This is a genomic window from Streptomyces sp. NPDC028298 (genome assembly GCF_055565895.1).
This window is the reverse complement of the sequence record NZ_JBVHTL010000006.1, coordinates 620307-632654: the sequence shown is the minus strand read 5'-3', so window position 1 is coordinate 632654 and position 12348 is coordinate 620307. Positions and strand designations below refer to the sequence as shown.

Below are 12348 nucleotides of genomic sequence, written 5' to 3'. Positions count from 1 at the left end.
TCGTCCGTGCGACGTTTTTCAGACGGCGGCCTTCTTCAGGCGACGCCGTTCCCGCTCGGACAGACCGCCCCAGATGCCGAACCGTTCGTCGTTGGCGAGCGCGTATTCGAGGCACTCGGAGCGGACTTCACAGGCGAGGCAGACCTTCTTGGCCTCGCGGGTGGAGCCGCCCTTCTCGGGAAAGAAGGACTCGGGGTCGGTCTGGGCGCACAGCGCGCGCTCCTGCCAGCCGAGTTCCTCGTCCGCGTCGTCGACCAGCAGTTGCTGCACCAGCTCGGTCATGTGCGCCCCTCGTCTGTCTTTCGCGTCCCCGTGATGCTGCCGTTACCGATTTCGGCTGAACGACACGAGTGAAATTACAAGTGTGCCGATCCGGGCCAGTCAAGCCGAGATCTGCTATTGGGCCCCTTATTCACTCTGCGGAACCAAGGCAATGCAGAAAGTGTTCAAATCGGCATAAACCCTGACAGCCCAAGAGGCCAGGTCAGACGCCCGCCCCTTCACAGAGGAGGACGTCCAGACGTTCGATCTCGTTCCGACGCAGACCTCGAAGCGAAACTGATCACATTTAGATCACGGGTCCGCAGCGAGGTTTGTTCACCCGGTTGTGCGCCATGTGTCCGGGGAGTCGCCTGAACAAACCTTTCGCCTGTCAGATGAACCGGATGAGGTGAAACATCTCCCACATACCGGACATGCAGTTGACAGTCGGGGTGTGAACCGCTGTCCTTGTGGGCATGCTCGTGCACTTGGCATTCACCTCGACCCGCACCGCCGGGTCCCTCGGTGCTGCCCACGTGCGCTGTAGCTGTTGTTGCTGTTCTAGCTGTTGAGCCCTACCGCGCTCCGGCTGCCTCGCCGCCATCGAGGCGAATCCCGCCCCCACCGGGGCCACCGCCCACACCCGGGCTCCTCCCGCTCCCGACCAGGGCGGAACCCGCCCGCGACCCGGGCGGAAACGGCAAGCGACACCCCAGCACTCTTCCGCCGAGGAACCACCGCACCCATGAACAGCGACAGCGACCTCCAGATCGCCGGCGACATCCTCGAAGTCCCGCACCTGCTTCAGCCGCCGCGCGAACACCCCTCCACCGTGGCCGAGTTCGCCGGCCTGGCGCGCTCCATCGCCGCCGACCGCTCCCAGTGGGAGCACCTCGTCCGCTACGACGCCGCCTCGCGCTGGTACCACCGGCTGCGCACGGGGCCCGGCTACGAGGTGTGGCTCCTGTCCTGGGTGCCCGGACAGGGCAGCGGACTGCACGACCACGGCGGCTCCTCCGGCGTGCTGACCGTGCTCGACGGCGCGCTGACCGAGCACACCGAGCGGGGCACGCGCGCCCTGGGCTCCGGCGCGCAGCGCGTGTTCGCGCCCGGCTATGTCCACGAGGTCGTCAACGACACGCTCGAACCGGCCGTCAGCCTGCACGTCTACTACCCGGGCCTCACCGAGATGCCGATGCACGCGGCGCGTTGCGCGGTGGCCGAAACGGTGTGACGCGATCGCGCCGGACGGCGGCCCGCCGTCGCCGGGGTCCCGTGACCGGCTGACACGTTGTCGTACCCGCCTGCGAGACTGAACCCCATGCGCATTGTGGTTCTGGCAGGCGGTATCGGTGGTGCACGGTTCCTGTGTGGTCTCCAGCGGGCCGTGCCGGACGCGGACATCACGGTCATCGGCAACACCGGCGACGACATCCACCTCTTCGGGCTGAAGGTCTGCCCGGACCTCGACACGGTGATGTACACGCTCGGCGGGGGCATCAACGAGGAGCAGGGCTGGGGGCGGGCCGACGAGACCTTCCATCTGAAGGAGGAGCTCGCGGCGTACGGGCTCGGACCCGAGTGGTTCGGGCTCGGCGACCGGGACTTCGCCACGCACATCGTGCGGACGCAGATGCTGGGCGCCGGCTATCCGCTGAGCGCCGTCACGGAAGCCCTGTGCGACCGGTGGAAGCCCGGCGTGCGGCTCCTCCCCATGTCGGACGACCGGGTAGAGACCCATGTCGCCGTCACGCTGCCGGAGGGCGACCCGTCCGGCGCCGCGGGTGAGCGCAAGGTGATCCATTTCCAGGAGTACTGGGTCCGGCTGCGGGCCTCCGTGCCGGCCGAGGCGATCGTGCCGGTCGGCGCCGAACAGGCGAAGCCCGCTCCCGGGGTGCTCGAAGCCATCGCCGAGGCGGACGTCATCCTCTTCCCCCCGTCCAACCCCGTGGTCTCCGTCGGCACGATCCTCGCCGTGCCCGGCATCCGCGAGGCCATCGCCGAGGCGGGCGTACCGGTCGTGGGCCTCTCCCCCATCGTCGGTGACGCTCCCGTGCGCGGCATGGCCGACAAGGTGCTGGCCGCGGTGGGCGTCGAGTCCACCGCCGCCGCGGTCGCCGAGCACTACGGCTCGGGCCTCCTGGACGGCTGGCTCGTCGACACGGTCGACGCCGCCGCCGTGGAGCGCGTCGAAGCGGCCGGCATCCGCTGCCGCGCCGTACCGCTGATGATGTCCGACCTCGACGCGACCGCGCGGATGGCGCGGGAGGCGCTGGCGCTGGCGGAGGAGGTGCGGACGCCGTGAGCACCATGGACGCGGCGGTTCCCGGCGCGGCCGGGCACACCGCCGGGGAACACCGGGAGCGGCCCGCCGACACGGGCTACCGGGTCTGGGCACCGGCCGGGCTCCCCGAGGTGCGCCGGGGCGACGACCTGGCCAAACTCATCGCGGCGGCCGGGCCCGGCCTCGTGGACGGGGACGTGCTGCTCGTCACCTCCAAGATCGTGTCGAAGGCCGAGGGCCGGACGGTCGAGGCCTCCGACCGTGAGGACGCCATCGACGCCGAGACCGTCCGGGTCGTGGCACGGCGCGGCACGCTGCGGATCGTCGAGAACCGGCAGGGTCTCGTGATGGCCGCCGCCGGTGTCGACGCCTCCAACACCCCTGCCGGAACGGTGCTGTTGCTGCCCGAGGACCCCGACGCCTCCGCGCGCGCCATCCGTGAGGGGCTGCGGGACACGCTCGGCGTCGACGTCGGCGTGGTGATCACGGACACCTTCGGGCGGCCCTGGCGCACCGGGCTCACCGACGTCGCCATCGGCGCCGCGGGCGTCCGGGTGCTGGACGACCTGCGCGGCCGCACCGACGCCCACGGCAACCCCCTGAACGCGACCGTCGTGGCCCTCGCCGACGAACTGGCCGCCGCCGGTGACCTGGTCAAGGGCAAGGCCTCCGGGCTGCCCGTCGCCGTCGTGCGCGGGCTGGCCCACCTGGTGGCCGAGGGCGACGGCACGGGGGCGCGGGCGATGGTGCGCGACGCGCGGGACGACATGTTCCGGCTGGGCACCTCGGAGGCCGTACGGGAGGCCGTGACCCAGCGGCGTACGGTACGGGCCTTCACCGACGAGCCCGTCGACCCCGGTGCCGTGCGCCGGGCGGTCGCGGCTGCGGTGACCGCTCCCGCGCCGCATCACACCACGCCCTGGCGGTTCGTGCTCCTGGAGTCCGCCGGGTCACGGACGCGGCTGCTCGACGCCATGCGGGACGCGTGGATCGCGGATCTGCGGCGCGACGGGAAGAGCGAGGAGTCCATCGCCAAGCGGGTCCGGCGGGGCGAGGTGCTGCGCAAGGCGCCGTACCTCGTGGTGCCGTGCCTGGTCATGGACGGGTCGCACACGTACGGCGACGTGCGGCGCGACGGGGCCGAGCGCGAGATGTTCGTCGTCGCCACCGGGGCGGGCGTGCAGAACTTCCTGGTCGCGCTGGCCGGGGAGCGGCTGGGGTCCGCCTGGGTGTCCTCGACGATGTTCTGCCGTGACGTCGTGCGTGAGGTGCTGGACCTGCCGGAGAACTGGGATCCGATGGGGGCCGTGGCCGTCGGACACGCGGCCGAGGAACCGAGAGCCCGGCCGCAGCGGGACGCCGCCGCTTTCGTCGAGGTGCGCTGACCGGCGGGGCGCCTCGGCCGGGCGGGCGGCCCGAGCCCGGAGGCGGGGATGCCCCCTCGGGCCGGTCGTCGAGGCGTCCCGACCCCGTGGCGTGACCGGAGCGCCTACCCTCGTAGGGCAGCCCGAGTAGCTCTAGGACCTCATCCGTGTCTGGACGTTTCGCTCCCCGGCCGACGCGTACGACCGTGCGCGGCGGTCATGTCGTGGTGCCCGGCGGTGTGCCGGGGGGTGTGCCGGGCCGGGTGCCCCACCAGACGGCCGAGCCCGGGCGGGTCCGCACCTGGACCCCCGACGGGCCGCTGGATCTCGGGCTCGTCCTCGGACCGCTGCGCCGCGGACCGGGCGATCCGACGTTCCGCACGACGCCCGACGGCTCCGTGTGGCGGACCAGCCGAACGCCCGCCGGGCCGGGAACCCTGCGGGTCGCCCTGCACGGCGGGGTGGCCCGGGGCACGGCCTGGGGACCGGGGGCCGATTGGCTCCTCGACCGGCTCCCCGACCTGCTCGGCGCCGCCGACGATCCCGGAGCCTTCGAGCCGCGGCACCGGCTGGTCGCGCTCGCCCGGCATCGGCGGCCCGGTCTGAGACTGGTGCGGACCGGGCTCGTGATGGAGTCGCTTATCCCGTCCGTCCTGGAGCAGAAGGTCACCACGGACGAGGCGTACCGGGCGTGGCGGCTGCTCGTCCGCAGGTTCGGGGAGCCGGCGCCGGGGCCCGCCCCCGAGCGGATGTACGTCATGCCGGCGCCGCGGACGTGGGCGCTGATCCCGTCCTGGGAGTGGCACCGGGCCGGGGTCGACGACAAGCGGGCAGCGACCGTTCTCCGGGCCGTACGGGTCGCCCCGCGGCTGGAGGAGGCCGTCGGGTTCGATCCCGTGCGGGCGCGGGAGCGGCTGGAGTTGGTGCCCGGGGTCGGGCCGTGGACGTCCGCGGAGGTCGTGCAGCGGAGTCATGGTTCGGCGGATTCCGTGACCGTGGGGGATCTGCATCTGCCGGGGATCGTGGGGTGGGCGTTGGCCGGGGACCGGGACGCGGACGACTCCGTCATGCTGGAGCTGCTGGAGCCGTATGCCGGGCAGCGGCATCGGGCCGCTCGGTTGATCCTGCTCTCCGGGCGTACGCCGCCGCGGCGTACGCCGAAGATGCCGCGGACGGACATCGGGCTGCTCTAGGCGGGCCTTGGCCCGGGGGTTCGACGCGCTTCCGCCCGTGCCGGTCCTCCGCACAGACGGTTCTCGCCCCCTCCGCCCCTGCCCGTCCCCTATCTGGGGCTCCGCCCCAGACCCCGCTCCTCAAACGCCGGAGGGGCTGAAACTTGCCCGTGCCCCTCCGGCGGTGTGGTGGTTACTGGTCCGACGAGAAGCGGAGTGTCGCTGCCGGGAGTTGGGCGTCGCACCAGACCCGGACTCCCTCGCGGAGTTCGTTGTCGGGGCCGACCACCGCGCCGTCGCCGATGACGGTGCCGGTCAGGACGGTGCGTTCGCCGATGCGGGCGCCGGCGCCGACGAACGAGTCGGTGACGACGGCCCCGGGCTCGACGACCGCGCCGGCCAGGACGGTGCTGCCGGTGATCCGGGCACCCTCGCCGATGCGGGCGCCCTCGCCGACCACCGTGCCGCCGGTGAGCTTGGCGTCGGGGGCGACCGTGGCCGTGGGCAGGACCAGGCGGTCGCCGCAGCGGCCGGGGACGGCCGGGGACGGGGCGCGCCCGAGCACCAGGTCGGCGGAACCGCGGACGAAGGCCTGCGGGGTGCCGAGGTCCAGCCAGTAGGTCGAGTCGACCATGCCCTGGAGGTGGGCACCGGTGGCCAGGAGCTCCGGGAAGGTCTCGCGCTCGACCGAGACGGGGCGGCCCTCGGGGATCGTGTCGATGACCGAGCGGCGGAAGACGTAGGCCCCCGCGTTGATCTGGTCGGTGACGATCTCCTCGGGGCTCTGCGGCTTCTCCAGGAAGGCCGTCACGCGCCCGGTGGCGTCGGTGGGGACCAGGCCGAACGCGCGCGGGTCCTCCACCCGGGTGAGGTGGAGGGAGACGTCCGCGCCGGTCGTCTCGTGGACCGACACCAGCGCGGGGATGTCCAGGCCCGTGAGGATGTCGCCGTTGAAGATCAGGACCGGCTCGTCGGGACCCGAGTGGAGCCGGGAGGCCACGTTGCGGATGGCGCCGCCGGTGCCCAGCGGCTCCTCCTCGGTGACGTACTCGATGTGGAGGCCAAGCGAGGACCCGTCGCCGAAGTACGGCTCGAAGACCTCGGCGAGGTAGGAGGTCGCCAGCACGATGTGCTCGACGCCCGCCGCGCGCGCCCGCGCGAGCTGGTGCGTGAGGAAGGGGACACCGGCCGCCGGAACCATCGGCTTGGGCGTGCGCACCGTGAGCGGGCGCAGCCGGGTGCCTCTGCCGCCGACCAGGAGGATCGCTTCTGTCACCTGTCGTCTCTGCTTCCTGCCGGGACCGGCCGAACTGTCTTTCGGCCGGCCAGTGTATGCAGACCGTTCGATGGCGCCCTCGATGGCCGTGCGGTGTCCTTCGACGGGCTCGTGCCGTGACTTCAGGTGATCTCTGCCGGCGCGGCCCGGCCGGTCCCTCGCCGGCCGGGCCGTTCCTGGCTGCTGTACGGGGTTCTAGCGACCCTGGTAGCGGGCCGCGGTCGTCCGGGCGGAGCCGAGCTTGCCGTAGAGGAGCCGTCCGGGGCACTCCGTGGCGAACCCGTCCCGATGGCCGGAGATCACATTCAGTCGTACGTTCTTTCCTTTTCGGTAGAGATTGCCACCGGCCGACGTCAGGTATGTCTTGCCACGCGGATTGGCTCCGTACAGACCGAGTTTCCACGCGGTGAGGCGGGAGATGGCCTTGACGGCGGCGTCGGTGGGCTTCGTGGCACCGAACGTGCCGATCACGGCGATCCCCATGCTGTTCGTGTTGAACCCGCGGGTGTGGGCGCCCTGGACCGCCTTCGCGACGCCGCCCGCGCGGCCCTCGTAGATGTTGCCGCACTTGTCGACGAGGAAGTTGTAGCCGATGTCACGCCAGCCGCTGCTCACCACGTGATAGCGGTAGATACTGCGGATGATCGAAGGCACCTGCGCGCAGGTGTACTTGTTGCCCGACGCGGTGTGGTGCACGAAGGCCGCCTTGACCGTCTTCGTGTAGAGGAAGCCGCGCTCGCGCAGGTTCTCGTTCGCGCCCCAGCCGTGCCGTGTGACGATCCGGGGGCGCGGTCCGATGTACGGCGTCACGCGCCGCTGGGACGCGCCGTCGGGGAAGTACGCGCGCAGCGTCTGCGCCCGGGAGAGCGCGGGGATCTCGGCGGCTCCCGCGCGCACGCCGTCCGCCGCGCCCGACCGCACGCTCCCGTTCACGCCCCTGGCGCGCAGGCCGGCGGGCGCTCCCCCGGCCCGTCCGGCGGTCCGGGCGTCCGGGCCCGGGGGGTCCCCGCCGGGATCGACCAGTTCGAGGCGCAGGCCGCCGGGAAGCGAGGCGGCGGCGGGGGCGGCCGCGCGTCGGGTCTCGGGGCCGTCCGGGGCGCCCTCCTCGGGCTCCTGACCGTCCGTGGCCTCCGGCGCCGCCCGTTCCGCCTCGACGCGGACTTCGACGCCGTCCGAGTTCCCCACCCACAGGGGGGCGGTGGAGCCGTGCACCCGGCTCGACGCGCTCTCGGCGGTGTCCGGGTCGGCGGCGTGCTCGTCGTTGTGGGCCTCGACGTCCTGCCAGTCCGACCAGTCGCCGGTGCCGGCCGCCCGGGTGCGGACCTGGACCCGGCCGTTCAGCTCGGTCTCCGGGTCGTCCCAGACCACGCCGACCAGCGAGAAGGGCCGTACGTTCCGGCGGGTGAGGCCCTGGGTCGGGGCGGTCGGGCCGAGCGAGCGTCTGCGGGTGAGGGGGACGAGAGGCAGGGACTGGGTGCTGCCGGGGGCGGCGGCCTCCGATGTCAGCGTCGCCGGCCCGGCCTGTGCCGGGGTGGCGGGCAGGGTGAGGGGCAGGGCGAGAGCGGCCGCGCAGGTGACGCCGACCGAGGAAGCAAGGAATCCACGCATGCTCCTGATCCTGGACATAGTCATACATATCTGTCCATCGCGGAATTGACGGACCGTCGGACCGCGCTCCGCCGAACCGGTGGCGTGCTCGGCCCGTGCCGCGCGTCGCCCCCGCGTACGCTTGCGCGCGTGAACGCCACCGACCGCACCCCTGCCGACCTGCTGCGATCCGCGCTCTCCGAGGACCCCGCGCGTCCTTTGGTGACCTTCTACGACGACGCGACGGGCGAACGGGTCGAATTGTCCGTGGCCACCTTCGCCAATTGGGTGGCCAAGACCGCCAACCTGCTCCAGGGCGAGATGGCCGCCGAGCCCGGCGAGCGGGTCGCGCTGCTGCTGCCCGCGCACTGGCAGACGGCGGTGTGGCTGCTCGCCTGCTCCTCGGTGGGCGTCGTCGCGGACCTCGGCGGCGACCCGGCGGCCGCCGACCACGTGGTCGCGGGCCCCGGCCACTTCGACGCGGGGCTCGCCTGTTCCGGTGAGCGCGTCGCCCTCTCGCTGGCCCCGCTCGGCCGCCGTTTCCCGACGCCGCCCGCGGGTTACGCCGACTACGCCGTCGAGGTGCCGAGCCAGGGCGACCGTTTCGCGCCGTACGCGCCGGTCGACCCGGAGGACCGGGCCCTGATCGTCGCCGGGGCCTCGTTCACGGGCGCGGAGGTCGTGGAGCAGGCGCGCGGGGACGCTCCCGGGCTGGATCTGACGGGTCCCGGTTCCCGCATCCTGTCGGCGCTCCCTTACGACACCTGGGAGGGCGTGACCGCGGGTCTGTACGCGCCGCTCGCGGCCGGCGCCTCGGTGGTGCTGTGCCGCAATCTCGACCGGCTGGACGACGACGCGCTCGCCCGGCGCATCGAGAGCGAGCGGGTGACCGCGACGGCCCGCTAGACCCCGCACCCGGCAGGACCTCGGGGCGCCCTCGGCGCCGGGGCGTCCCCCGTTCGGCCCATCATCGGCCCCCCTCACCTGCCGCGTCGGGACATGGTCGTAGGAGCAGCGAGACTCGCTCGTACGCCATGAGGGGTGGTGGTCCCGACGTGACCGACACCGCGGGCACTCCCTCCGGAAGCCCGAAGGACCCGGGGCGGGGAGCGTCGCCCACCGGGTCCAGGCGCCGGCGGCGGCGCTGGCTGCGCTGGACGGCGACCGGGGCGGCCGTGGTGGTCCTGGGCGCCGTGGCGGTGGGCTGGGCCGCCTACGAGAAGCTGAGCGGGAACATCACGGCCGACAACGACGCGGCCGCCGAACTGGCCCGCTACGAGAAGGAACGGCCCACCGCGCTGGTCCGCGACGCGCAGAACATCCTGCTGATCGGGTCCGACTCGCGCTCGGGGGCCGGGAACAAGAAGTACGGCCGCGACTCGGGCACGGAACGGTCCGACACCACGATCCTGCTGCACCTGTCGGCGAACCGGCACAGCGCGACCGCCATGTCGCTGCCCCGCGACCTGATGGTGGACGTGCCGAGCTGCCGGCGCCCCGACGGCAGCCGCACCGCCCCCATGTTCGCGATGTTCAACTACGCCTTCGAGGTGGGCGGCTCGGCCTGCACGATCCGCACCGTCGAGAAGCTCACGAACATCCGCGTCGACCATCACATGGTGGTGGACTTCCACGGCTTCAAGGACATGGTCGACGCGGTGGACGGCGTCGAGGTGTGCCTGCGGAAGCCGATCCACGACAAGGCGGCGAAGCTGAAGCTGCCCGCGGGCAAGGTGGTGCTCGACGGCGAGCAGGCGCTCGGCTACGTACGCGCCCGCAAGAGCATCGGCAACGGCAGCGACACCGACCGCATGGACCGCCAGCAGAGGTTCCTGGGCGCGCTGATCAGCAAGGTGCGCAGCGACGACGTGCTGCTCAACCCGACGAAGCTGTATCCGGTGCTGGACGCGGCCACCTCGTCGCTGACCACCGACCCGGGGCTCGCGAGTCTGCGCGGCCTGTACGACCTGGCCCGCGGCATGCGCGACATCCCCACCGAGGACATCCAGTTCCTGACCGTGCCCCGGACGTCGTACGTCCTGAACGCCAACCGTGATCAGCTCGTGGAGCCGGCGGCGGCCCGGCTCTTCAGACGGCTGCGCGCGGACCAGCCCGTCGTGGTCGTGAAGGAGCCTCCCGCGAGGCCGGCCCAGGGTCAGCCACCGCATTCCGTGAGCCTGTACGGGAAATCCTTCAGCGACTACGAAGGGGAGTCGTCCGGCGACGGAATGTCGACGTCAATAGGGGTCGCCCGACTCTCCGGGACCCCCGATCCGGCTCCCACTTTCCGCGGCAACACGGCCGCGCAGGACGCCTGCGGGTAAAGCGAGCGCCAAGGTGGGGAACAGGCGAGCTAAGAAGTCTCTGAAAATGGGGCGGATTGCCCGGTTGTAGGAACGTTGAATTTGTCACGGCCGTCGCTGGACGCTGAACTGGGCGGATAGTGTGAGCGATCCGGTGCACCCGGCCACGAGGTCCGTCCTGGGGGTCGCGCACTGCTTGACCGAGACCCGAGCGCCTTTTGAGGGGGAAAGGGCGCCGCGTGGCCCCGACGGAGGATTCAGACAACCGTGGACGCGCAAGGCCGTGGGCGGGCGGACGACATCGACCCCGCAGACCAGTGGGTGCTCAACCCGAACACCGGTGAATACGAACTGCGACTGCCCCCTTCCGGAGCGCAATCGGGCGTACCGCGACCGCGGAGGGGCACCCCCTCCGCGGCGACGCGCACCCGCAGCGCGCCGGCTCGGGACCGCGCGGCACCGGGACGGGAACGTGAGGCACCAGGACGGGAGCGCGGAGCTCCCGGCCCCGACGTGCCGGGGCCGCGCCGCCGGCGCGCCGAGCCGCCGGAGCCCGTTCCCGGGCGGCGGCGCGGGCGCACCAAGGCGCCCAAGAAGTCGAAGGCGAAGAAGGCGCTGCTGTGGACCGGCGGCACCATGGCGCTGGTCCTGGTGGCCGTGACGGGCGCCGCGTACGCCTATCTCAAGCACCTCGAGGGCAACGTCCAGACCGAGGACGTCGGCGGTTCGGCCAAGGACGGCTTCAGCAAGGACGAGGCCTTCAACATCCTCATCATCGGCACCGACAAGCGCACCGGTGCGGGCAACGAGGGATACGGCGACAAGAACAGCGTCGGGCACGCCGACACGAACATCCTGTTGCACGTCTCCAAGGACCGGACGAACGCGACCGCGCTGAGCATTCCCCGCGACCTGATCGTCGACATCCCCGAGTGCAGGTCGAAGCAGGACGACGGCACGGAGACGGTCATCAAGCCGTCCCAGAGCGTCCGCTTCAACACCAGCCTCGGCCAGGAGGACCGCAACCCCGGCTGCACGATGGACACCGTCAAGGCGGTCACCGGCATCACGGTCGACCACTTCATGATGGCCGACTTCAACGCCGTCAAGACGCTGACCACCGCGGTCGGCGGTGTCGAGGTCTGTCTGGCCAAGAACGTCAACGACTCCGACTCGCACCTCAAGCTCTCCGCCGGCAAGCACACCATCGAGGGCGAGCAGGCCCTCGCCTTCGTGCGCACCCGGCACAGCTTCGGCAACGCCGGCGACCTCGACCGCATCAAGGTGCAGCAGCAGTTCATCGGCTCCCTGATGCGCAAGATGAGCTCCAGCGACACCCTCACCAGCCCCACCAAGCTGTACAAGCTGGCCGAGGCCGCCACCAAGGCGCTCACCGTGGACACCGGCATCGGCAAGGTCAGCACGCTCAAGGACATGGCCCTGGAGCTGAAGAAGGTGCCGACGAAGAACATCACCTTCACGACGGTGCCGGTGAAGGACAACCCGGCCGAGAAGGGCTACCACGCGACGGTCGTGGTCGACGAGCCGAGGGCCCAGCCCGTCTTCGACGCGATCAAGAACGACGTCTCCTTCACCGCCGTCAAGCAGAAGGAGAAGAAGGAGAAGGCCGCGGAGGCCGCCCGCCTCAAGGGCTCCCGCTCCGCCGCCTCCGACATCCGCGTCGACATCTACAACGGCGGCGCCGAGGCCGGCTCCGCACAGGAAACTCTTAACTGGCTGCAGAATGATGAGGGCGTGCTCAAGTCCAGCCAACTCGGCAACGCCGACGAAACACTGAGCAAGACGACCCTGGAGTACTCTCCCGACCAGGCCGACCAGGCACGCAAGCTGGCGGATCTCATGGGTCTGTCCGGCTCGGCGCTGAAGCCCGGCAAGAGCGAGAAGAACTCACAGGGGCTGCCCGCGATCGTGCTGACCCTGGGCAAGGACTTCAAGGGCGCCGGTGTGCCTTTGACCGCTGCGACGAAGGCCCCGGACGTGGAGAAGTCCACGGCGGACAAAACGGTGTGCGCGAAGTGACCTAACGGGTCCGTCAGGCGTCCTACAGGGCGCGAGCGGCTGTCCGGCCGGGCGTGAAGAC

The 12348-nt window shown here is 71.6% G+C and carries 10 protein-coding genes; 7 read left to right on the top strand and 3 right to left on the bottom strand.

Annotated features, from left to right (window positions below):
* Positions 1-18 precede the first annotated feature (18 nt).
* Entirely contained in the window at positions 19-282 is a 264-nt protein-coding gene (locus ACZ4TO_RS28410) for a WhiB family transcriptional regulator (RefSeq protein ID WP_003975777.1), read from the bottom strand.
* 724 nt (positions 283-1006) lie between these two features.
* Here ACZ4TO_RS28410 and ACZ4TO_RS28405 point away from each other — a divergent pair.
* The 4 genes from ACZ4TO_RS28405 to ACZ4TO_RS28390 all read left to right on the top strand — a co-directional run bounded on the left by ACZ4TO_RS28405 (position 1007) and on the right by ACZ4TO_RS28390 (position 5102).
* Positions 1007-1495 carry a cysteine dioxygenase gene (locus ACZ4TO_RS28405; RefSeq protein ID WP_385044403.1) on the top strand — a complete coding sequence of 163 codons (489 nt, stop codon included), beginning with the start codon at positions 1007-1009 and terminating at the stop codon, positions 1493-1495.
* A gap of 87 nt (positions 1496-1582) precedes the next feature.
* Positions 1583-2566: a 2-phospho-L-lactate transferase gene (gene cofD, locus ACZ4TO_RS28400; protein WP_468025542.1), complete on the top strand. Its 984-nt coding sequence runs from the start codon at positions 1583-1585 to the stop codon at positions 2564-2566.
* Positions 2567-2571: 5 nt separating this feature from the next.
* Positions 2572-3930 carry a coenzyme F420-0:L-glutamate ligase gene (locus tag ACZ4TO_RS28395; protein WP_468025566.1) on the top strand — a complete coding sequence of 453 codons (1359 nt, stop codon included), beginning with the start codon at positions 2572-2574 and terminating at the stop codon, positions 3928-3930.
* Positions 3931-4076: 146 nt separating this feature from the next.
* A complete protein-coding gene (locus tag ACZ4TO_RS28390) occupies positions 4077-5102 on the top strand; it encodes a DNA-3-methyladenine glycosylase family protein (protein WP_468025541.1) in 1026 nt (341 codons plus the stop codon).
* Positions 5103-5274: 172 nt separating this feature from the next.
* Here ACZ4TO_RS28390 and manB read toward each other — a convergent pair whose 3' ends face one another.
* Both manB and ACZ4TO_RS28380 read right to left on the bottom strand, forming a co-directional pair.
* Positions 5275-6357 carry a mannose-1-phosphate guanylyltransferase gene (manB, locus tag ACZ4TO_RS28385; protein ID WP_382792012.1) on the bottom strand — a complete coding sequence of 361 codons (1083 nt, stop codon included), beginning with the start codon at positions 6355-6357 and terminating at the stop codon, positions 5275-5277.
* Between the two features lie 195 nt (positions 6358-6552).
* Positions 6553-7965 (bottom strand): peptidoglycan recognition protein family protein, encoded by a 1413-nt coding sequence (locus tag ACZ4TO_RS28380; RefSeq protein ID WP_382792010.1) that lies wholly within the window; start codon positions 7963-7965, stop codon positions 6553-6555.
* A 129-nt stretch (positions 7966-8094) separates the two neighbouring features.
* Here ACZ4TO_RS28380 and ACZ4TO_RS28375 point away from each other — a divergent pair, with 129 nt between their 5' ends.
* From ACZ4TO_RS28375 to ACZ4TO_RS28365, 3 genes are all read left to right on the top strand, one after another.
* Positions 8095-8850 carry a TIGR03089 family protein gene (locus ACZ4TO_RS28375; protein WP_382792007.1) on the top strand — a complete coding sequence of 252 codons (756 nt, stop codon included), beginning with the start codon at positions 8095-8097 and terminating at the stop codon, positions 8848-8850.
* Positions 8851-8999: 149 nt separating this feature from the next.
* The gene (locus tag ACZ4TO_RS28370) at positions 9000-10268 is read left to right on the top strand and encodes an LCP family protein (protein WP_468025540.1); all 1269 of its coding nucleotides are present in this window, start codon (positions 9000-9002) and stop codon (positions 10266-10268) included.
* 246 nt (positions 10269-10514) lie between these two features.
* The gene (locus ACZ4TO_RS28365) at positions 10515-12287 is read left to right on the top strand and encodes an LCP family protein (RefSeq protein ID WP_468025539.1); all 1773 of its coding nucleotides are present in this window, start codon (positions 10515-10517) and stop codon (positions 12285-12287) included.
* Positions 12288-12348: the final 61 nt, after the last annotated feature.